Annotated in this window: 20 protein-coding genes; 8 read left to right on the top strand and 12 right to left on the bottom strand. The window is 50.3% G+C overall.

Annotated features, from left to right (window positions below; genetic code table 11):
• Position 1: 1 nt before the first annotated feature.
• Positions 2-1135 (bottom strand): glutamine-hydrolyzing carbamoyl-phosphate synthase small subunit, encoded by a 1134-nt coding sequence (gene carA, locus CWO84_RS20210; RefSeq protein ID WP_101054792.1) that lies wholly within the window; start codon positions 1133-1135, stop codon positions 2-4.
• Between the two features lie 244 nt (positions 1136-1379).
• Complete coding sequence (locus tag CWO84_RS20205; protein ID WP_101054789.1) at positions 1380-1820, bottom strand: periplasmic heavy metal sensor; 441 nt, start codon at positions 1818-1820, stop codon at positions 1380-1382.
• Between the two features lie 178 nt (positions 1821-1998).
• Here CWO84_RS20205 and CWO84_RS20200 point away from each other — a divergent pair, with 178 nt between their 5' ends.
• From CWO84_RS20200 to CWO84_RS20185, 4 genes are read left to right on the top strand one after another with little or no spacing between them, the layout of a single operon-like run.
• Positions 1999-2682, top strand: a complete 684-nt coding sequence (locus tag CWO84_RS20200) for a response regulator transcription factor (RefSeq protein WP_033155622.1) — start codon at positions 1999-2001, stop codon at positions 2680-2682.
• Position 2683: 1 nt separating this feature from the next.
• Entirely contained in the window at positions 2684-4162 is a 1479-nt protein-coding gene (locus CWO84_RS20195; protein ID WP_033155623.1) for an ATP-binding protein, read from the top strand.
• 2 nt (positions 4163-4164) lie between these two features.
• A complete protein-coding gene (locus CWO84_RS20190; protein ID WP_033155624.1) occupies positions 4165-4560 on the top strand; it encodes a hypothetical protein in 396 nt (131 codons plus the stop codon).
• 15 nt (positions 4561-4575) lie between these two features.
• Positions 4576-5091, top strand: a complete 516-nt coding sequence (locus tag CWO84_RS20185; RefSeq protein WP_033155625.1) for a glycine zipper family protein — start codon at positions 4576-4578, stop codon at positions 5089-5091.
• A 22-nt stretch (positions 5092-5113) separates the two neighbouring features.
• Here CWO84_RS20185 and CWO84_RS20180 read toward each other — a convergent pair whose 3' ends face one another.
• The gene (locus CWO84_RS20180; RefSeq protein WP_033155626.1) at positions 5114-7879 is read right to left on the bottom strand and encodes an autotransporter outer membrane beta-barrel domain-containing protein; all 2766 of its coding nucleotides are present in this window, start codon (positions 7877-7879) and stop codon (positions 5114-5116) included.
• Between the two features lie 127 nt (positions 7880-8006).
• The gene (locus CWO84_RS20175; RefSeq protein WP_033155627.1) at positions 8007-8573 is read right to left on the bottom strand and encodes a c-type cytochrome; all 567 of its coding nucleotides are present in this window, start codon (positions 8571-8573) and stop codon (positions 8007-8009) included.
• 134 nt (positions 8574-8707) lie between these two features.
• Here CWO84_RS20175 and CWO84_RS20170 point away from each other — a divergent pair, with 134 nt between their 5' ends.
• A complete protein-coding gene (locus CWO84_RS20170) occupies positions 8708-10369 on the top strand; it encodes a putative transporter (protein WP_051669687.1) in 1662 nt (553 codons plus the stop codon).
• Between the two features lie 70 nt (positions 10370-10439).
• Positions 10440-11075 (top strand): alpha-ketoglutarate-dependent dioxygenase AlkB, encoded by a 636-nt coding sequence (locus tag CWO84_RS20165; RefSeq protein ID WP_033155628.1) that lies wholly within the window; start codon positions 10440-10442, stop codon positions 11073-11075.
• On the opposite strand, the gene CWO84_RS20160 is transcribed toward CWO84_RS20165, so the two are convergent.
• The 4 genes from CWO84_RS20160 to CWO84_RS20145 form a co-directional block, all read right to left on the bottom strand.
• Positions 11011-12729 (bottom strand): LTA synthase family protein, encoded by a 1719-nt coding sequence (locus CWO84_RS20160; protein WP_165786387.1) that lies wholly within the window; start codon positions 12727-12729, stop codon positions 11011-11013. The genes CWO84_RS20165 and CWO84_RS20160 overlap by 65 nt on opposite strands.
• 64 nt (positions 12730-12793) lie before the next feature.
• The gene (locus CWO84_RS20155; protein WP_225892888.1) at positions 12794-13360 is read right to left on the bottom strand and encodes a hypothetical protein; all 567 of its coding nucleotides are present in this window, start codon (positions 13358-13360) and stop codon (positions 12794-12796) included.
• A gap of 69 nt (positions 13361-13429) precedes the next feature.
• Entirely contained in the window at positions 13430-13825 is a 396-nt protein-coding gene (locus CWO84_RS20150) for a hypothetical protein (protein ID WP_033155631.1), read from the bottom strand.
• A 32-nt stretch (positions 13826-13857) separates the two neighbouring features.
• A complete protein-coding gene (locus CWO84_RS20145; RefSeq protein WP_033155632.1) occupies positions 13858-14316 on the bottom strand; it encodes a DUF302 domain-containing protein in 459 nt (152 codons plus the stop codon).
• Between the two features lie 17 nt (positions 14317-14333).
• Between CWO84_RS20145 and mobA the strand changes: the two genes are divergently transcribed.
• Complete coding sequence (gene mobA / locus CWO84_RS20140; RefSeq protein ID WP_033155633.1) at positions 14334-14939, top strand: molybdenum cofactor guanylyltransferase MobA; 606 nt, start codon at positions 14334-14336, stop codon at positions 14937-14939.
• A 25-nt stretch (positions 14940-14964) separates the two neighbouring features.
• Here mobA and CWO84_RS20135 read toward each other — a convergent pair whose 3' ends face one another.
• Both CWO84_RS20135 and CWO84_RS20130 read right to left on the bottom strand, forming a co-directional pair.
• On the bottom strand, positions 14965-18228 hold the full coding sequence (locus CWO84_RS20135) for a chemotaxis protein CheB (RefSeq protein WP_101054786.1): 3264 nt from the start codon (positions 18226-18228) through the stop codon (positions 14965-14967).
• A gap of 81 nt (positions 18229-18309) precedes the next feature.
• Positions 18310-18894, bottom strand: a complete 585-nt coding sequence (locus tag CWO84_RS20130; RefSeq protein ID WP_033155635.1) for a PAS domain-containing protein — start codon at positions 18892-18894, stop codon at positions 18310-18312.
• Positions 18895-19369: 475 nt separating this feature from the next.
• On the opposite strand from CWO84_RS20130, the gene CWO84_RS20125 reads away from it, so the two are divergent.
• Complete coding sequence (locus CWO84_RS20125) at positions 19370-20308, top strand: hypothetical protein (RefSeq protein ID WP_101054783.1); 939 nt, start codon at positions 19370-19372, stop codon at positions 20306-20308.
• A gap of 57 nt (positions 20309-20365) precedes the next feature.
• On the opposite strand, the gene CWO84_RS20120 is transcribed toward CWO84_RS20125, so the two are convergent.
• Together CWO84_RS20120 and CWO84_RS20115 are read right to left on the bottom strand one after the other, a co-directional pair.
• On the bottom strand, positions 20366-20920 hold the full coding sequence (locus CWO84_RS20120) for a copper resistance protein NlpE (protein ID WP_240348051.1): 555 nt from the start codon (positions 20918-20920) through the stop codon (positions 20366-20368).
• 214 nt (positions 20921-21134) lie between these two features.
• Positions 21135-21467, bottom strand: a complete 333-nt coding sequence (locus CWO84_RS20115; RefSeq protein WP_101054777.1) for a hypothetical protein — start codon at positions 21465-21467, stop codon at positions 21135-21137.
• Positions 21468-21882 lie beyond the last annotated feature (415 nt).

Here is a 21882-nt window from a genome sequence, read left to right as displayed (position 1 = left end):
CTTAAGCGGAACGAGGCTGGTTCATCATTTCCAGAAAAACGTCGAACAAGGACTCGACATCGTGCGGACCGGGGCTGGCTTCCGGATGCCCCTGAAAGCTGAAGGCCGGCACGTCGGTGCGGGCGATGCCCTGCAAACTGCCGTCGAACAGCGATACATAGGTTGCTTTCAGATTGGCGGGCAAAGAATCCGGGCTGGCGGCAAAACCGTGGTTTTGGCTGCTGATCATCACCCGGCCGGTTGCCAGTTCTTGCACCGGATGGTTGGCGCCGTGATGACCGAATTTCATTTTCTCGGTTTTCGCGCCGCTGGCTAAAGCCAATAATTGATGACCCAAACAAATACCGAATACCGGCACTTTTTTGTCCAGGATGGTTTTGATCGCTTCGATGGCATACGTGCAAGGCTCCGGATCACCGGGGCCATTGGATAGGAACACGCCGTCCGGATTCATTGATAACACTTCGGCGGCGGGCGTTTTGGCCGGAACGACCGTGACCTTGCAACCGCGGTTGGCCAACAACCGCAGGATATTGCGCTTGATACCGAAATCGTAAGCCACTACATGCTTGGTCAAATCAAGCGCTTGTTGATGACCTTCGCCCAGCTTCCAGACGTTTTCGGTCCAGACATAGGCTTGCGCGGTAGTCACTTCCTTCGCCAGATCCATACCTTTCAAGCCTGGAAAGCCTTCGATGGCCTGTTTCGCAGCGTCTAAATCAACCGACTCACCGGCCATGATGCAACCGCGTTGCGCACCTTTGTCGCGTAGCAAGCGGGTTAATTTGCGGGTGTCGATGTCGGCAATCGCCACCACGTTGTGCTCGCGCAGATATTCCGGCAGGGTTTTCGCGTTACGCCAGCTGCTGGCCAGCAAAGGCAAATCCCGTATCACCAGACCACTGGCAAATACTTTGACAGATTCGTCGTCTTCAGGATTAGTACCGACATTGCCGATGTGCGGATAAGTCAATGTAACGATTTGCCGTGCGTATGACGGATCGCTGAGAATTTCCTGATAACCGGTCAATGCCGTGTTAAAAACCACTTCTCCCACGGAACAGCCGTCGGCACCTATCGAAATGCCGTGAAACGCCGTCCCGTCTTCTAGTACCAGTAATGCAGGTTTGTTCAAGATTGGCCACCTTAGATGTAGAAAACGGGATAAATCTTGCGACTCATCCCGTTCCTGATAGATAAAAACTTAGGTGATTTTACGAAATTATGGCTGTTTGGTCATTAACAATTTTCTAACTTGGTGCGTCACCGAGATTCCGCTGTTTCACAAAGACACTGTATTTATTGCCAATTCCGCCTTATCCGGATTGGCCGGGCGCCAGCAGCCACTGCACCGGGCTGTGTAAGGACAACAGGTTCAGTCAATGTTCGAATCTGCCGATTTCGGCTTGCAGTTTTTCTTGCTGCGCGGCCGTTAACAGCATAAACACGTCATGATCCAGCTTGGATTTTTCCAAGGCCATCTGCTGATGCATCGCTGCAGATTTCTCAAGCAACGCTTTGGCCTGTTCCTCATTGTAATCAGCGGAAAAACTCAAAGCGTGCAATTCGGCTCGCAGCGCATGCTCTTGTTTAAATCGACCCTGTCCGTCACCGAATCGGGTTTTCATTAAATTCTTGATATCGGCTTCCTGTTTTTCGCTGAGATCAAGATTTTTTAAAAATCTCGGCAAATGTTGCTCGCCGTCCGCCTCGCCAAACCTATGCATCGGCGGTTTGCCGCCGCCGTGGTGCCCGCCGTGCGGCGGCTCAGCCATTGCAGTTAGGGGTAACAAGCCAAGCACTAACACTAATTTTTTCATAACACTCTCCACAAAACGATGATAAATCCAAGGACAAAACTTGTTCAATTTCGTCGTAGCCAGTATTTCAAATCAGAGGTTAAGTGCTGTTAGTGCTGTGTAAAATCAGGTAAACCGCGCTGGTTGTCTGCAGAAGCCGCGGCTATGATGATGAACACACAGCCAACGAGCGAGAACCATGCACAAAGTGTTAATTATCGATGACGACGTCGAACTGGCGGGATTATTCCGAGAGTATCTGACGCAGGAAGGTTTTAATGTGGACGTCAGCCATACCGGCGCCTCCGGACTGCAACATGCCCTATCCGGCGAATATCAACTGGTCATTTTGGACATCATGCTGCCGGATATCAAAGGCACCGAGATATTGACGCGCATCCGCCTGGAAAGCCGGGTGCCGATACTGATGTTCACCGCCAAGGGCGATGACGTGGACCGCATCATTGGCTTGGAATCCGGCGCCGACGATTACGTCCCCAAGCCTTGCACGCCCAGAGAACTGGTCGCCAGAATCCGGGCAATTTTGCGTCGAACCCAGCCCGCCGCCAGTCTGTCATCAGGACCGATTGTCGCCGGGCCGTTAAAACTGTGGCCGGAAAAACGCAAAGCTGCCTGGTTTGAACAAGACCTGGACCTAACCAGCACCGAGTTCAATTTGCTGGAAACCTTAGCCAGTCAAGTGGGCCGGGTGGTCAGCAAAAACGAACTCTCCGAAAAAGCTCTGGGCAGGCCTCTGGCGCGTTTCGACCGTAGCATTGACGTCCATATGAGCAGCATCCGCCAGAAACTTGGCAGCCAGCCGGACGGCCGCTCTTACATTCAGACCGTGCGCGGCCAAGGCTACCAGATGATCAAGGCATAAGATGGGCAGATTGTTTTGGAAGTTTTTCTTTGCTTTCTGGCTGGCTCTATTAACCGCAGGCATCGGTGTGGGTACCGCCGTCTGGCTAAGACACTCCGCGCAGCAAAACCTGTCGGCCAAGCCAGCCGATGTCGTCGATGTCAGACGCGCTTCGCTAGTCAAGCTGGCCGCCAGCACCCTGCCGCATGGCGGCGTCAAGGGCTTGCACGATTTTATTCAGACCTTGCAAAACACCCGTTTTCCACCGATATACGCGGTAGACGATACGGATCGGGAATTACTGGGCAGACCCTTAGCGACAGAGGTATTGCAGCAGGCCAGAGCCTTACAGCGAAAAAACGCCTACCCGGATGCCATCCAAATGATTGCGGCCGACGACGGCCATCGTTATCTACTTTTCGTACCCTTGCCGGAACACGGTTTTGGCAGCCTGTTCAGGCCGTCATTTCCGGGCAATCCCGAACTGCCTGCATTTGGCTTCGACGGCCCCCTTTTTGGAGACCGGCCGCCCCCGTCGAGCGGTAACCCGGAAGAGCACGGCCCTCGCCCGCGCCGCGAGCCGCCCACGCCGATTTTACCGATAATCTCCGGCAGCTTGGCTAGCCTGCTGTTCAGCGGACTGTTGGCCTGGTATTTCGCCAAACCCATTCGCAGCCTGCGCGACGCTTTAAGCGCTGTAGCTCAAGGCCGGCTAAATACCCGCATCGGCAATGCAATGGGTAGACGGAGCGACGAATTGGCGGACCTGGGTCGTGACTTTGACCATATGGCGCAACAAATCTGCTCGCTAATCAACGCCCAGCAACATCTGCTGCACGATGTGTCTCACGAACTTCGCTCGCCGTTGGCGCGTATCCAGGCGGCTATCGGCCTGGCTCAACAACAACCGGAAAAATTGCCGGCCACGCTGGAACGCATCGAACGGGAATCGCAACGCATCAGCGATTTGGTCGGCGAACTATTGATGCTATCCAAGCTGGAAGCGGGCGTTGCGCCAGGAAAACTGGATGCACTCAATCTCGACGACCTACTGGCCGACATTGTCGCCGACGTGCGTTTCGAGGCGGAACCGAAGCGTATCGAACTGAGGTATCTCAGCGATGTTGACGTGGAGGTCGAATGCCAAAGCGAACTATTACATCGCGCTATCGAAAACGTGCTGCGTAACGCCGTGCAGCACTGCAAAGCCGACGGCACGGTATGCATTGCCGCCGATTTTGATAGCGCTAATCGTCACTTAAGAATACGGGTGGACGATGACGGCCCTGGGGTACCCGATCAGGATTTGACGGCCATTTTTCAGCCGTTTTTCCGCAGTGGTCAAGCGCAAAAACCGCACAGCACCGGCCTGGGACTCACCATCGCCCATAGAGCCGTCGATGCGCATGGCGGGAGCATCAGCGCTGGCAACCGACCGGAAGGTGGTTTAAGTGTTCTGATTGAAATCCCGTTTCCAATACGGCACGCAAACGAGAGGTAAGTATGTTTAAACTCAAAAAGTGGCTGTCAGCCACGCTGATAGCTTTACTGTCGGCATGGACGCTAAGCGCGAGCGCCGACCCGTTTCATCATTACGGCGGCCGGCATTTTGGCGGACACTTCCGTCCGGGTTTTGGCTTCTACTTTGGTGCGCCACTGTATCCCCGACCGTTTTACCCGTCCTATCCTTACTACCCGGCTTATCCGTATTACCCGCGGGAAATCATCACCGTACCGGTGCAACCCCCGGTCTACATCGAGCGCGAGCGCAGCCAGCCTCAGAACGCCCCTTTAGCAGAAGGCTATTGGTATTACTGTAACGACCCGGCTGGCTACTATCCCTATGTAAAGGACTGTGCGAATGGCTGGCAACAAGTTGAGCCGACGCCGCAAAATTAGCAGGAGACCGCAAACATGAACAGTAAAAACCCAATAACAGGAATCTGCGTAGCACTGGCCTTGAGCGGCTGCGCCCATATGCCTTCAGGCCCGAGTGTGATGGCGCTGCCCGGCACCGGCTTATCATTCGAACAATTTCGCCAAGACGACTACCAATGCCAGCAATACGCGGCCGGACAAGTGGGGGCCACACCGAATCAAGCCAGCACCGATAGCCAAATCGGCAGTGCCGCAGTCGGCACGGCAGTGGGAGCGGCCGCCGGCGCCGCTATTGGTGGCGGCGGCGGAGCGGCAATCGGCGCGGGCACGGGATTAGTGGCCGGGACTATCGTCGGCAGTGGCGAATCAAGACGCTCCGGCTATGCCACCCAACAAGGTTACGACAATGCCTATGTGCAATGTATGTATGCCAAGGGGCACAGAGTACCGGTATCCGGGCAGTTTTCTTACCAATCGCCGGCGCCCAAAGCCTCACAACCCAGCATTCCGCCACCACCACCCGGCTTGCCACCACCACCTCCTTACCAATAACCAGCAGGAAGGGCTTGCGTAACTAGAAAGTCATCCGCAAGCCCGCTTCGAGAATGTGGTCGGAAATATTGGTTTGGCCCAAGCGGGTCTCATAACGCACGAACCCTGAGCCGCCATTGGGCAATGTAGCGCTGAGCGAACCGCCGAGGTTGACATAATCGCGGTCGGGCTCGCCGGTTTGAATCGTAAAATTACCCTGCCCCGGCTCGGCCTGAGCCAAGCGCATGTGAATCAGCCGATTGTCGTTGAGGTATTGATGCTCCCATTCCACGCGCACGGCCGGCGTGAATACGCCCCATGAGGTGCTGAGCGCATAACTGATTTGGGTACCGAGATTGCTGACGAAAGAATGATTGATTTGCTCGCCGGTGATGATGTCGAAACCGTTGCCGCTGTGCTCCTGGTATTGGGCGATGTTCATGCCCAGGTACTCTAAACGCAGATAAGGGCCGATGGCCCACTCGTCCCAATTGAAGTCTTTGCCGCTGCTTAATGCAAAACCGTATTGATTGCCGGTGGTTGTGGATGCGGATTGGCCGGCGAATCCGGAAAAGGCGTATTGGCGGTTAAAGGCATAGTCATTACCGCCGTAGTTTCCCACCCAATCCAGATAAATATCCTCGGGCAGATAATAGCTGCCGTATAGCGCGCCCAGATAAGTATCGCTGCTCATATTGCCGGCCGAATCGGCATATTGGGTGGAAGAATGCGTGTAGTTAAATGCCGCACCAACCACCAATTTGTCGCTTAGCCGATAATCCGCGCCGCCCGTTACGGTGCGCGCTTGCGAATCAAAGCCGCGATCCCACGCATCACCGCGCAGATTGGCAAAATTAAAGCGGGTTTGTAAAAACACACCCAGCGGTGAATCACGGAACAGCTCGTCATCGCCCGCCGCGCCGCCTAGCCCCTGAGAGCCCACAGGGTTGGCGGATAATTGGATCCCGTTAAAATTCACCGACAAAGGCGCACCGCCGCCGCCAGCGCGTAAGCTCGCCAATCGGGTCAACGGGCCATCCATGCGCGTTGCGCCCAATTTCACCGGCCCGGCCATCTGGCTCGGCACCTGATCCGGCGTTAATGCTGCAACAGCGGTGGTTTGCTGTTCCGGACTGAGTGCTTGCAGTTGCAGGCACCGGGTCGCCAAAATCCCGCTTGGGGTCGCGCAAGCCTCGTTCAAGGCGGGCGCGAAAGTCTGCTGGTTAAAGGTTAATTCCGGTGAGGTGCTGGTTTCGGTCGTAAAAGGTTGCAGACTCCAGGGTGCCAATTGGCCTCGACCGCCACCGAAACTGCGTATCGCTCCCAATAAGTATTGGTTTTCAGGCAGATTGGGATCGATGTAAATGTTGTAGTCGCTGCTAATGCTGCTTAATTGGTTCACGCCATCCGCCAATACCAGTCGACTGGCATACAATGCGGCGCCCGGCGTGCTATTGCCATCGACCAAGCTCAAACCGTTGCCGCTCGCTACCGTTACAGAACCCCAGGCAAAATTATTGACCGCACCAGCAGTGGTCTGCCCCTGATCGCTACCCACCAAGCTCATCGCATGCTGCGTCGCGCTCGGGCCGCTGAAAACCAGATCGGCATTTGCGGTATTCCACAGGGTATTTTGCGTGCTGGCATTAATAAAATCGCCGGTTACGATGAAAACATCGCCGGCACCGCCCACCAAATAACCGCTGGCACCTATGGACAGATTGTTGAATTGGTTGATCGACGGGTCGCTCTCATAGCGGCCGTTATTCGTGAAGTTACCGGTAAACGCTACCGAGGTATTTACCGTTCTGAAAACACCGTCGTTACTGACATTGCCATCAAACCGATGCGTGTTGTTACCGGAAATATCGACGCGCCCTTGCCCGCTGTTATAGAAATCGCCGGTCCCGGTAATTAGACCGGTTTGCGCCAGATTGAATTGGCCGGTATTGCTTATAGTGCCGGTATTGTTCAGCACGCCGTGATTGCTGAAAGTACCTTGGTTACTCAGTTGCCCGGCGTTGCCGAAATTTCCCTGATTGACCAGTGCGCCGGCGTTTGTCAGCGTATTTCCCGTTACATTGTCGATGCTGCCGCTATTGACCATCTGTCCGGCGTTCTCGATTACACCTTGGTTGTTGATGGCGCCGAAATTGGCGAAAACGCCTGAGCCATGACTGAACGTGGCGCTGTTATTGACTAATGTGCCATAGTTGTTGAAATCGCCGCCGGTGTTGTAATAGTAACCGGGCAAAGTGCTGAAACTGTCATTCGCGCTAATAGAACTAACGGCTATAGGTATGACAGTTACCTGAAAAGGCGCGAAACCGGATATGCCATTCTGGTCTTTCCCAAACCCGCCGGCAGTATTCGGTTGGTAAACATAGTCCAGCGTTGCGCCAAGACCGATAAAGTAAGTCCCCGGCGTTTTAGGGGCCGTGAGTTGACCGGAAAACGATCCGCTCAGGCTACCGAAACCGGGACCGATTCCACCGGAGTAAAACCCGGCCGAGCCAGCCTGTGCCGGGGCAATCCAAGCGGTATAAAGCTGGATAATGCAGCCTGGGCAGTAACTGGTGTCGCCTTCCTGGATGCTGTAACCACCCGCCAAATTAACGGTGGCCCCCGAACCTACCGTTGCCGAATTTCCGGCAAAACTCCCCCTGTCTGCGCCGGCAAAGAACGGCTGAGTAATCGTGACATTACGCCCAATCACCGACCAGGACACATCGGATGACAACGCATCGGCTAGCGCAGACCCGGAGGCGCAAGCCAACAAGCCAATCCGTATCGGACCCTTTAATTTCATCACACTGTTAATTTGCTATGCGCTTGGATTGCGGGATTTGAAGAACTATGTACATAAGGTTAGCCGAATCATTCAACAAAACAACCGCATCGTTAGGTACTCTCAACGATGCGGAATATCAAATAATTTACAAGGACCCCAAATAAGCGGCCACCGCCTTGATGTCGTCTTCGCTAAGCGATTGTGCCAGAGCATTCATTTGCGGGGCCTTGCGCGCGCCTTTTTTGAAATCGGTTAGCTGTTTGGCTAAATATTGCGGATGCTGTCCGGCCAGTTTCGGCACCATACCCATACCTTGCGCATTGTTGCCGTGGCAACCCAGACACATAGCGGCTTTGTCTTTACCCTGCTTAACCAAATTGGCGTCGCTGCTACCGGCCGATTTGCCGTGCAAGCTGGCGTAATACGCAGAAATATTTTGAATGTCGGTGTCGCTCAAGCCTGAAGCCAACGGCTTCATCACCTCGTTATCACGCTGACCGTTGCGGAATTTATTCAGCTGACTCTCGATATACACCGCGCTCTGCCCCGCCAGACTGGGCCATAACGGGCTGCTACTGACGCCGGCCGCACCGTGGCAACCTTGGCAGGCCGCCGCTTTCGCCTTGCCTGCTTCGATATCCGCTGCATTGACGCCTGCGGCAAACAGCCCCAGCATGACGATATATTTCATTTTATGATATTTATTATTCATCGGAATCACCCTTGGTTGGCTTGTTGTACAATCCTGACCACATAATGCGCTATCAGGCTTCTGCATCATAGTCAGGCGACATTGACTAAGCAAACCTAAATCCCTTCAACCCACTCGAACCAAAGGAATAGGCCATGTCGTGGTTGCTATCGCTTTTTAATCAAGATTCCGTGCCGCACACACTACTAATTATCAGCCTGGTAGTGGCAAGCGGCCTGGTGTTGGGCAGAGTAGCGCTGGCCGGTATTCAACTGGGCATCGCCGGCGTGCTGTTTTCCGGACTGCTATTCGGGCATTTCCAACTGAGCATTAATCCGGAAGTGATGCATTTCTTGCGAGAATTCGGCTTGGTACTCTTCGTTTACGCGATTGGTTTGCAAGTCGGCCCCAGCTTTGTCAGCTCGTTTTTTCGTTACGGCTTGCGGCTGAACGGCATGGCCGCCGCGATTGTGCTATTGGGCGCATTGATCACGGTCTTGATCAGCATTGTCGGCGAGATTCCGATGCCGGTAGCGGTGGGCCTGTTTTCCGGCGCCACCACCAATACCCCATCGCTGGCCGCCGCCCAGCAAGTACTGGGCGGGATTGCCGGCATCGACAGCGAAACCTTGAAAATGCCGGGCTTGGGCTATGCGGTGGCCTACCCATTCGGTATCGCCGGCATCATTCTGGCCATGCTACTAAACAAACGCTTGTTTAAAGTCGATATAGCCGACGAAGCCAAAAGCTTTGCCGACCAACAACAGCAAGACACCCATGTACCGATCTGGAAGGATTTGCGGGTGGAAAACCCTAATCTGAACGGTTTAACGCTGAGCCAAATTCCGTTTTTCGAAGGCATGAACGTCGTTATGACCCGGATTCTGCATAACGGTGCCGTCGATGTTGCTGGCCAGGAAAGCCGCCTGGCAATTGGCGACACCATCCGCCTAGTCGGCGAACGTGAACCTTTGGAACAACTGAAAATTCTGATCGGTCCGGAGTCGGATATCGATCTAAAACAAATTGCCACCAATTTGCAAAGCAGACGATTGGTAGTCACCAACAAATCCGCGATCAATCAAACCGTCGGCAATCTGTGCATGCTTTACGGCGTCACCATTTCCCGAATTCATCGGCCTGATGTCGAGTTCTCGCCTACCAGCAATGTGCATGTCCACTTCGGTGACGAGCTGAATGTGGTGGGTCATCAGGAAGCGTTAAACAGTATCGAAAAAGCCCTGGGTAACTCGCTGGAAGAACTCAACCATCCGCAGATCATGCCGATTTTTATCGGCATCTCGCTGGGAGTTTTGCTGGGCAGTCTGCCGATGTATTTACCCGGCATTCCTTCCGCGGTAAAGCTGGGTATGGCCGGCGGGCCGCTCTTGGTGGCGATTATGCTCAGCCGGGTGGGTAATTGGGGCACGATGACCTGGCATTTACCGAAAAGCTCCAACATCATTTTAAAAGACATCGGCATTGTGTTGTTCCTGGCCTGCGTCGGTTTACACTCCGGCGATCAATTCGTCGAGACGTTGGTAAAAGGCGACGGTTTTTACTGGATGGCCTGCGCGGCGATGATCACCTTACTTCCGCTCCTGATCATCGCCGCCGTGGGCCGGATAGTCTATAAACTCAACTTCCTGACGCTTTGCGGCTTGCTGGCCGGCAGCATGACCGACCCCCCCGCGTTGGCGTTCGCCAATAACCTCAGCCCGGCAGCGGCTGTGTCGATGGCCTATGCGACCGTATACCCGTTGGTCATGATTCTGCGGATCATTGCCGCGCAGTTGATTATATTGTTGGTGCATTAAATCCGACTCATTTACCGGATTATCTGGTTCGGCGGCTAAAATCCCCGAGCCAGCGAAGACGGGTACTGCGATGACATCGAGCTTAAACATCAACTACCAAAATCTGGCGACCCGTGATGGCGAGTTATATCTACTGCCTGCTTTCTACCCAACCGGCATTGCAGACAGTTATTTGCACAGCTTATTGCAAAACCTGGCCTGGCAAACCGAGCAAATCCAACTTTTCGGGCGTTGGGTGCCGGTACCGCGATTGATGGCCTGGTACGGCGACCCAGGTGCCGACTACCGCTATTCCGGGGTTGATCACCAACCCTTGCCCTGGACCAGCGAGCTACAATCCATACGAAGCGACGTCGAAACCGTTTGCCAGCAGTCTTTCAATAGCGTCCTCGCGAATCTGTATCGCGACGGCCGGGACTCGATGGGCTGCCATGCCGATAATGAAAAAGAGCTGGGAGCGAACCCGCTGATTGCTTCACTGAGTTTCGGCGAGACGCGATTGCTGCGCTTTCGACACGCCCGCAGCTGCACGGTGCTGGATATCGAGCTAAGGCACGGCGATTTGCTGATCATGGCCGGCGAGTTGCAGCACCATTGGCGCCACGAACTTCCCAAAACTCGCCAAGCCAAGCAAGCCCGGATCAATCTGACTTTTCGGCGGATTGTGTCAACGCCCACTTCGCCCGCGCTATCCGCAGCGCGTTAACCTTATCGACCACCAACTGTCTGAAATCCTGTTCCGCCGGTAGCTTGCTGATTACGCGAGTATTGTCACCATCCAGTTTCACCAGATAGTCTTGGTTTTCGGCAAATACACTAACCATATCCCGGTTGTCGCCGCGCCGATGAATGATGTATTTGGGCGAGGTTTTTGCTGCGCCGAACAATATCCCGTTCCAATCCGAATAACATTGTTTGCCCGCCGCCAAGCCCTGCAAAGTATTAAAAACATCTATTTGTTGATATTGATTGTTTTCCACGCTTGCCGACTGATCACCATGGGCAATCACTAAAGGCACTTTGGCCGACGCTTTATACTGGCCATATAACTCAACTTCGGCTTTTTTTAAGGGCGTCATCGAATGATGGTCGCCGACAATAACCAAGAGACCATTCTTGAAAAAACCGTTATTTTGTAGCTCTCGATAAAACCGGCCTATTTGCTTATCGGTATAGGTAATGGCTGCCGATTCGGATTTTTCCTTAGTCTCGGGATTAATATAGGGATGATGGCTGCTAACCGTTTTGATAAACAGCAAAAAATTATTTCTCTTATTTTTCTCTATCCTGTCCAAGGCTCTTAAATATAAGGCCTCATCCGGCGCGGCCTCAAAATGAAACCGTTCCCACTTATCGTACTCCGGCTGGTCGTGGCCTTCGACATAATCAAACCCCACACTTTTTGCCCAGACTCCGGTATTACCAAACTCCAAATCTGCAGTCGTTAAAAATTCGGTTTTATAACCGTGCTTTTTAAGGATATTGGGCAGGGAATTTTTTATATTATAAAAACTATAAAACGACGTACCGCCGTCGTCGGTGTAACTGGAGGGCGGATAGAGCGGCTGCAAGCCCGTCAGCAGCGCGACTTCGCCATCTTCGGTGATAAAACCGTTGGCGTAAAAATTCTTGAACGCTTGATGTTGGCGAGCAATTTCATCCAGATTGGGCGTCCAATCGTGGATGCCGGAGAAAAACCGGCTTTGATAAGCGGAAAGGGACTCCACCATCAAAATAATAATATTCTTAGTGTCTACCGGCTGAGTTTGGCAGTCTATATGCTCTTGAAAACTGAAGTTATCGACATAGGCGGCGCTATACGGCGCAGCCTCGGATAATATGGTTAAGTTATAATCAATGACATTTTTATAAATCCAGGCATGGGCGTATTTTTCATTATCGGCAAACGCCGCGGCCAACGGTAAACCGAGAATTAAGCAGAAGGGCCACTTTTTGATATAGGGATTTATGGATTTAAACCTTACCCACGAAAAATATAACGGTACAGCCAAGACTAATGCGCTAAGCCCAAGCATACCAAAATCGCTTAATCCATAAATTTGCTGAATATATTTATACGAATAATCCGCATATTTTATTGCGTCACCCAAAGCCAAATGGGTATTAAAATTAACGATAATGGCGTAATCGATAATATAAAGCGCAAACAACAACAAAGCCGCCAAACGTAATATTGCTGCCAGCCCACGCATGATAGTCGGCAGAAACGAAAAATACAGCAATATAAAAATACCGCCATAAATCAGCGCGTCATTACATAAAACCTGAGTAAATCCCAGAAAACGGGTGCCGGTATAGTGATAAATAAAATTATCGACATACCACCCTTTCAGCAGCAAGGGCACAACCAAAATAAGCCATAAAACCGTTTTGCCCATGCCGAGGAAGCAGTTGAAAATGCGGTTAATCGCGAGTTAACTTCAGGAAGTGAAAGATATCAACTTCAATTACACCGAATGCAGTGATCCACAGCAACGCATCGTAAGCATCCAGCCATTCTGACTGCATCAGCCAAGCCACAACCATACCGATCAAGCCGATAAATACCAGCACGGTGACCAACCAAAACGCCTGCCGGTGCCGCTCCACCAAAGCCGGCCAGCGCACTTCCAACTCGAGCAACACGATCAATCCAAACCAAAGCAAGGAGTTGACCACATCCAGCCATTCGTTATCGCGGACGTAGCTGCCGAACACCAGCGCAATCACCACAATCAATACATTCCGCACTGCGTGCAAGGTACGCTCGTTGAATGGCGAGGCCTCGACGGTTTCCAGCTCGAACATCACCAACAATATCACCCAGGTCAGCGCATCAACCGCCGTCGTCAGCGTATCGACCGCTGCGTATATGCCGATATTCAACGTCAACAAGGCCAGTATCGCCAGTTTGTATTTGGGGTAGGTAAGAAAAAACTCGGCGTTGGGCATAACGGTAAGATCAATTGAGTCGAACGCCAAACTACTCATGGCAAAGGTTTTACGGAAAAGACATGAACCATGACGACACCTGGCTGGCGCCGTCATGACCAACAGGGATTATTTAACGAAACAGGCTTTTTCCGCCTCGGCATCAGCGTCTTTCAGCTTGGTGCGCAAATCCTTCGATTGTTTGGGATCGCGAAACGCCGCGCCGGCTTCGCCTGGGGTTTTTTGCATCTGGGTAAAGGTTTTGGCCGATTCGTATTCCTCGAAGCTGAGTTTTTCGGCGATTTTGTCGATTTTGCAACCGCAAGCGTATTGGCTGATATAGGTTAGGCCGCCGTGCTTAGCCACACATTCCAGCACGTATTCGACGCGGTCGCGGGTGGGATAATCATTGACCAAAACCGCAGGCTCGCCGGCAGCGGCGTCCGGTTTTGAATGTTCCTGGGTAGCGGCGCAACCACTTAACAGCGTTACAACAGCGAGAGTAGCGAAGAATGATTTTGTCATGGTGCTCGTTTTTTCGTTATAGGGATATTAAATTATTGCTCGGCGGCGAAGTCGACAATCTGTCGTAATTGCGGGTTCATTTCCTTGGCAAATTTATTCAAGGCGGGGTTGCCCGTATCTTCCGGTAACAAATGCGTCCTGACGATGGTTTTACCTTCGAATTGATAGGTCACCACATTGCAGGGCATATAGCCTATCGCGTGCGGGGTGATTTCCAGCACTACTTTTGCCAACGTCAGATTGCAAAACTGTACCGTATCGTATTCCGGAAAGTTCGTGGCCCCTCTGTCGCGGATGACCTTCCCCACCCGACTGTGGCCGGTAATGCGAAAGTTATGTTCGGCAATCGCTACTTCCAGTTCGGTCAATACTTCGTCGTAGGGTTTGCTGGTTTCCACCTGGTAATACGTCACTTCTTCGGTATGCACAGACTGCGCGGCACAACTTGCAATCAACGGCAGGCTTGCGAAAATGACGACTCTTTTAAACATCGGCAAAGCTTACCATCATGAACGGGCAAAACAAAGTGAGCGGCGTAGTGCTGGCGGGCGGTATGGCTCGGCGCATGCAGGGCCAGGACAAGGGCTTGTTGATATGCCATAACCGGCCCTTGGTGAGTTATGCGCTGGCCGCCATGAACCCATTAGTCAACGAGTTATTCGTCAGTGCTAATCGCCATCAAGACCAATACCGGCAATTCAATTATCCGGTCATCAGCGATGCCGAACTCAGCTTTGACGGACCGCTGGCCGGCGTATTGGCGGCGATGCAGACCGCTCAGCATCCGATATTACTGGTAGCGCCGTGCGACTCACCGTTGGTTGCAAGCATGCATTTGCAACGCTTGCTCGACGCATTAATAAGCCAGGATGCTGACATCGCCGTGGCATTTGACGGCGAACGCTTACACCCGGTTTTCGCCGCGCTGAAAACCAACTTGCAAACAGATTTACAGAGCTATCTCGGTAGCGGTGAGCGCAAGTTACAGACATGGTTTCATCGGCATGCAGTGGTCAAGGTCGATTTCCGCGACTCACCGCACATCTTCGTCAACATCAACACCCCGGCTGAATTATCGGCTGTGGAGCAATCCCTCGCTGAAATCTCGCCTTGACCGCAACACGGCATAGCGCACTCGCTCAATGCACCGCCTTTTCGCTGCTGACAATCAACAAGGCTTCGCCTGAACGATTTCCCAGCACCGTGGCATGCATACGCACCGGGATAATTTTCTGATCCTTGGTGATACGTTTGGTCTTAATACTTTTCACGCCGCCAGCAAGGATCAATTCCTGAATCAGTTGTTGGGTAATGCCCCTTTCATCGTCAGAGACGATCTCGGCAAACGTCATGCTGGCGGCGTCCAAGCTATCCCAGCCGTATAAGATTTCGGCGCCTTTATTCCAAGCGGTAATCTTCCCTGACACTTCAAACAGAATGATCGCTTCATCGGTGTCCATCACTATCGTGGCCAGCTTTTGCAAACAATTTAAACATTCCTGTTTTTCGACTTGGTGCTGGTGAACGTAATCGCGCTCGGTTAACGCGATTAACTCCCTGGCCGAGTTCTCGGCCTGGAACATACAAGCCGACGCCGAAACGTGCACCACCTTACCGTATTTGCTCAGCCGCTTGGCCTGAAACGACGGCAAGGTGTTACCCACTTTCAGGTTGCTTAAACCTTGCTTGGCAAAATGCTTTTCGTCGTCCGGAATCAGATTGTAAAAATTCATCCCCAGCGCTTCATGCGCCGACCAGCCATACAGTTTCTCGGCAGCATGATTCCACGTCACGATGGTACCGTCCGGTTCGAGCAAGGTAATCGCATCGTTGGAGAACTGTACAAATTTGGCCAACCTTAGCGTTTCTTGCTCCTCACGCTTATGCAATTCCAATTGCGCGCTTTTCAGCTGATTGATGTCCACAAAAGTCAAAATAACGCCGGCATTGACTTTGGCTGAAACTACGTAGGGAATCACCCGCAATAGATACCAGGTACCGTTTTCAAGTTGAATTTCCTGATCGAAACAGTTGTGTTGATCGTTGACACCTTTAACGACAGCGATGACATCCAGATCTTTGATCGTATGCGTCAAGTGATAAAACGGCCGCCCGAGATCGGTTTCCAAAATATGGAATATCGACTGTAGTTTCGGAGTAAATCGCCTGATATCCAGATTCTCGTCTAAAAACAGCGTAGCGATATTGGTGCTATTGAATAAGTTATCCAAATCGTTATTCAGTAAGGTCAGCTCGACTATCTTGCCCTGGTGTTCGGCATTGACGGTGTAAAGCTCTTCGTTGACCGATTGCAATTCCTCATTAGTACTCTGCAATTCCTCATTACTTGCCAATAACTCTTCGTTGGTAGCTTGCAGTTCTTCGTTGGAGGTCTCCAATTCTTCCACGGTGGCTTGCAGGTTTTCGCGGGTAAACTGTAATTCTTGCTCCAGATCGATGATGCGCTGTTTGGCGTCTAAATTGACATCGTAGATCAGGGTTTCCGTCTCGCTAAAACAAGAAGGATCCACCGTCTCAGTAATCATCGCCGCCACTAAGATTTCTTGGCCCTTCTTGCCCGGCAGGGGTTTAAATTGCAGTCTAAACGTCCGCAAACTGTCCTGCTCTCTGACCCGAATATTGGACAACACAATTTCGTTATTCGCTTTTAAGGCTTTTTGAATACCTGTGGAAATGGGTATGGATAAATCTTTTTTAACAATTTTACTGACATTACTCACCAGTTTACCGCTGGGATAACTCAAATAATCTTTAGAATCGCCGAAAATATGGGATATTTCCATATTCTCATTAATTATCATCGTAAATGGCAAGACATCATTCGATATTGCCCTGATGAACCGGTCCAATACTCTTTCTTCCTGACCACTAAGCGCATTCGAGGAGCGCACCGAACTCGGATACGGCGCGTAAGTCATTAAAGCACTGGGGGACGCAGTAAAACCCAAGGATTTATATTTGCCTTTGGAGCGATATAGTTTTGATTTAGCACTTGCCACATCGAAATACTCACCCATATCGCCTATCGTTTCACTGGTACCCAACACCAACAAACCTTCCTTTACCAGAGAAAAGTTGAATAACTCCAATATTTTCTTCTGTAAAACAGGTTGCAAGTAAATCAACACGTTTCGACAGCTGAGAATATGAATATTGGTAAACGGCGGATCTTTAATCAGGTTATGCTGAGCAAACACCACCATTTCCCGAATTTTTTGACTGACCTGAAAATAATCTTCCCGGCGAATAAAGTATTTCGACAGGAGCTTGGGCGGAATATCTGCAATAATACTTTCCGGATATTTACCGTTACTGGCTTTCTCAATGGCTGTTAGATCGACATCGGTCGCAAAAATCTTCACGCGAAAATAATGTCCTGAATACTCCCGATATTCCGATAACAACATCGCCAAGGAATAAGCTTCCTCACCGGTTGAACATGCGGTCACCCAAACTCGCAACTCATCTTCTTGCAATAACTTGACAACTTTTTTTAACCAATGCTCACGAATATCGTCAAATACGTGCTCGTCGCGAAAAAAACTGGTAACCCCTATCAACAACTCCTGAAATAACACTAAAACTTCATGAGGATTTGTTTGCAACAAGTTTAAATACTCGGATATATCTTTTAAGTGATTGATCGATATACGCCGTTCAATGCGTCTAACTACCGTATTGGGTTTATAAAAGGTAAAATCGATTTTGCACTTTTCTCTAAGGATTGAAAAAATCCGCGTGATGTCACTGTCGTCAGACGAGACGATATTTTTTTCCTGTAAGGTGGCATAGGGATGCTTAACAAACGCCAACAACTGACCGGGCATCTTCTCCGGCGGCAAACTAAAATCCGCCAAACCCGTAGCAAAAGCATTCTTGGGCATGCCGTCGAATTTGGCGGAATTTTCGTCTTGCACCATCACCATGCCGCCGAATTCTTTGATGGCACGAATACCGCGTGTGCCATCACTGCCGGTGCCGGACAAAATGATACCTACCGCCAGCTCTCTGGCGTCCTCGCTCAAGGAGCGCAAAAATATATCGATCGGCAGATTAATCCCTTTGCTGGGATCTTGCTCGGCCAGCAATAGCTGGTTGTGAAACACCGTGACGTTTTTCCGGGGCGGAATCAAGTAGACGGTGTTGCGCTCGATTTTCATACCGTCCTCAATGCGCTTTACCGGCATGGCGGTATGTTTGGACAATAGTTCAGCCATCAAACTTTTATACTGTGGTGACAAATGCTGAATCACCACAAACGACAAACCGCTATTCGCAGGCATATTCTTGAAAAATGCCTCAATCGCTTCCAAGCCTCCGGCCGAAGCACCGATCCCGACAATATACTGCGGCGGCACTTTTACAGTGTTTTGATTATCCATAAAACCATGTTATTTAATATCAATCGTTTAAATCAATAAAGCCTCTGGACAACATTACCCTTCACGCGGCGATAAAAAAAATCAAGCCTTATTTGCGTCGGTGATCACGTCGCTAATATTTGTGATAGTCACGACTAATTTACGCGCTTTCAAATCAAACGATTCGCCTGCTGTATCGCTACCGTCATCCGCATTACCTTTAATCAAAGCAGGAAAAGCCAAATTCTTATCGCCTTGCAAACGCAACTGCAAACTTTTATGGGCTGGCGCTTTGAAAAAAGCATCAAAACGGTGAATAAATATATTTTTATCTTCTTCGAAGATTAGCTTGGAAAAATGGGTTTTCTGCAATTTACTGGCTTTATAACCCAACATATCTGCAAACGTATGATTTGCTTGCTCTATAAAACCTTGATAATCTAGGGTGATAATACCCACCGGAACGCAATGGTAAGTAAAATTTAACTTATTATTTAGGCGGGATAACTCAAATTGCGCTTTTTGCAGCTCTTCATTCTGCATTTGCAATTCAATTTGGTAAACTTGTAAATCATAAAATAAACGCTGAATTTCTTCCGGCGTAATACTACTGATTTCTTGAGGCGTAAAATCTATAATTTTCTCCGCCATTTCTTTTAATTTAGCAGCATGAGAATCTAATGTCATAACGGCATTTCCTTATTAATCTATTAATTTTTTGAACAATTTACCGGGCGGAAAAATTCTAGTTCCCACTATTTATACTCCCTATCGATTCGTCCACTTCTACCCTCTTCGGATTTTACCGATACCCTGCTGGCAACTTATTGACTTAAAACAGCCTGATTCAGCACCCAGCCGCCCAGCGCACTGGGATTGTAGTACAGAACATATATTCGAGCGCTTGCTACGTGGTGTTTGCCGGCCTCAATATCCCTATTTTTTGCTTGAAAATTTATTTCAAGCGGTGAATTTTATTGGTTCCCGAACACATAAACCGCCTCCTTTTCGGATCAAACATCAGGAAGCACAGTCTAGTTTTCCGCAAATTATCAGCACTGGCAAACGCTACAAATTAGTGGCGTTAAGGTCCGACTAATCAAAGGTTGTGTCATTTACGCCGCATTATGCTAACGTAATTTTCTTTTTGCTTGGAACCACGATGAAACGAACGACTCTCGCCATCATTCTGACATTCTGTTCGTCCGGTGTTTTTGTCCAATCAGCCTTTGCACTCACCACGCCGGCAGAGCAGGATAAATTGCGCATTCATACCAGCATGCCTCGCAGAACCAGCGATTCGCTGTTTTCATACACGGCGGAATGGCGTATCGACGATGGGGAGCTATATCGCTCTACCGGTTTGAGCTTTCTGAATGCACACAAGTTTGATGATCCGACACAGGCTCACGCGGTCACCAAAAAACTACTTACATCAATGAAAGACGGCATGATTCAGCTCGATCCGAATTGGCGCGGCATCACTATTACCCAACCGCCGGAACAAGCAGAATTAATCATCGCCAACAAAACCGGCTATTCGTTGACCACGGTAACGGTTAGAGATTACAGCAACCAAGGCTTGCGTTTCGATCTTGCCGATAAAAATTTCAACGCCGACGGCGTGCAAGTGGCTTTTGATTTGGTGTTCAGCGCGGATGTGGAATATCTGGACGGCTTTTCCTCGAAAAAAGCCCTCACCGCCTCACAAGGCGAAATCGAGATTAAGATAGACGACCAAAAACCGATTCATATCAAAACCGACGGTAAAACCACTCGCGAACTCGAGCAAGAAATCGCCAAACAGTTGAGTGTCTCTCACCTTGCTGAAACACCGCTTTATCCTGGCATGGTCAGCAACGATACCCGCAACAACAAACCGTTCGATGGCAGCGAAGTGCAATTTTTAAATCTTGCCGCCAAATCGATTGCTATTGACATTACCGACCCCGCGTTGGGCGTACTCGCCAAGTTCAAATTTAAAGACGAAAATCATTCGGTGAAGGTCGTGGAACCGCGTTTCATGCTTGGCGCGTTGGCCTTGACGGTACTTTTAGCCATTATCTATTTTCGGCGCAAAAACCAGCAGAAATCGATATAACAGTTCTAATCTCCGGGTGGCCGCCAGGGCGCGCGGCCACCCGGCTTAAGGTTTAAATCAATGCCCGGAATGTTCAGGCTGCTTATCGGTGACGCTGGTTCTACGCAAAATATAGCGATCAGCAAGTTTGCCGGTGAACCGGTTGCCGCTAGTATCCAACTGAATCAACGCATCTTTTTCAACCAGATATTGCTGGGAAGTTGCGCCATTCTTTGGCGTCAAAACCAGAGTATTGGCTTTTTCGCCAGGGGCAAATTTGCCCTTTTCAGTAAACTCCCTTTCCGATTTCCCCAAAAACTGGGTCATCAGCAGATAACTGCCGTTTTTGTTCAAGGCCAACGTGGTTTTCACGCCGATACAGTCGGCACAAGGGGTTAAGCCAGTATAAATCCCTGGCCAATCCATACTCTTGTGTTCGTGATGAGCATCCTTATCGTCAGTCCCCGCCGTTTCGGCAAGCACTGGATTAAAAGCAGAAAAAGCAGCCATCACCAGAAAAATGACCAGATTTTTTTTTAATTTTGATCTAACTGTTCGCATATTTGCTCCTGAGCAAACCGTCGCTAATAATAATTTTTTGAGTACGTACCACGCTGGAAATCCTTTGTACACCGGAGTTCATTCACGAAAAGCCTGGCTAAGGAAAAATCTGCAGTAGACACCCCATGCCCACCGTTTGATTTCTATTCATTGCCCTAAGCACATACAGTTGCTTTTTTAAAGCTCCGCTTACAAAACCTCAGGATTCCAACTGCCTATTGTGGCATAGCTGCAAAGGATTGACTGATTTCAATCAACAAACATATTTAACGGAAGCAACAAAGCTTTAAAACGGAAATACCGATAGATTCAAACCGATCATCGCGACATTCATTACAAATCCGTAGTTAGCCATGGTTTTGCGGAGTTTCGACTTAAACATCGCCACGGCAGCCAACGCTAAGCCAACCAGATCCATCAAGATAAAAGCCACCACTAAGAAGCGTAAGCCATCGCTGTTGGAGACGCCATCCGTAGCGGCATAGATCGGAAATAAAATAAATAACCAGATAACAAAGTTACAAGCCGCCAGCAACAACGCCGCATTGGAAAACCCGAGTAATCGATATTTCACTTGGCGGGGCTGCGTTTCTTGAAATTCGTTGATCGGTTGATTCATTGTGGCTACCACGGGTTAGTGATTCAACACGGACGCTTGCAAGCAGTGTTTCGGTGTTTCATGCCAGCGGGTCCCGTTAACTTTTTGGGGCAAACTATCGATTTGCACCAAATAGTGACACGACGACTTCGCCATTACCAGTTTTTTGGCTTTTTGGCTCACATCAGAGATTTCCAACCGCACAGGGTTTCTAAATTTCCCGTTCTCCATGTCTTCCCCGCTCCGGTAAATACCGAGGCCGTTCTCGGCGCGCTTTCAGCCCACCCTCCTCAAACAATTAGTACCGCTGATTTATTGCTTTCGGTTAGCCCGGCGCTAAAGGTATGATTACCCTAGCAATCAGATGGTAAAGTCATCAGTAAGAATGACAAAGCCCCTGCTGTTCATGCCGTTGGTTGCCAACCTAATTCCTATC

The organism is Methylomonas sp. Kb3 (assembly GCF_002834115.1).
Taxonomy (GTDB): Bacteria; Pseudomonadota; Gammaproteobacteria; order Methylococcales; family Methylomonadaceae; genus Methylomonas; species Methylomonas defluvii.
The sequence above is the reverse complement of the archived record's forward strand: the minus strand, read 5'-3'. Positions and strand labels throughout refer to the sequence as shown.